The sequence below is a fragment of the Vibrio sp. 811 genome, assembly GCF_033339195.1.
In genome coordinates, this window is sequence record NZ_JAWOUB010001013.1 from 1 (window position 1) to 505 (window position 505).

Below are 505 nucleotides of genomic sequence, written 5' to 3' on the forward strand. Positions count from 1 at the left end.
AATCGCTCCGCTGCTGCAGGAATGACGTCTTCTGGTAAACCTTGTTCTACGATGGTTTGTTCTTCGTCGATGCCATGTTTTTGTCTCAATGCTTTCATTGCGGTGAGATGGTGGCCACGAACCGCATCCGTGTAGGTCGTTGGGTCAAATTCAGGCAATTCAATCGTAATGTTAGCCGGTGTAACAGGATAAGCGTTGACGAGATACGGTTCAGCATCGAGACGGTTTGACATCTCTTTGAGGCGTTCAACCATCGCGTCGTTCAAATCAATGTGAGTTGGGTTTTCTGACCCCACGTGTACAGAAGCGAGAATATTAGCTTGCTCCGGCCAATCCGAGTTCTTGATCAAAAGTACAGGAATAGGGCATTTACGTAATAAATGCCAGTCTGTCGGCGTGAAAATCACAGACTCTAAAACATCGTGTTTACGTGTCCCTTTGATTAGAAGATCGTGCCCACCAGCATACACTTCAGCAATGATTGCTTCGTAAGGACGGTTGTGCC

The 505-nt window shown here is 46.9% G+C and carries 1 protein-coding gene; it reads right to left on the reverse strand.

Annotation, left to right across the window (positions count from 1 at the left end; translation table 11 throughout):
- Positions 1 to 505, reverse strand: a 505-nt coding sequence (gene uspE / locus R7Q46_RS30640; RefSeq protein ID WP_318078774.1) for a universal stress protein UspE, incomplete at both ends; no start/stop codon positions are given.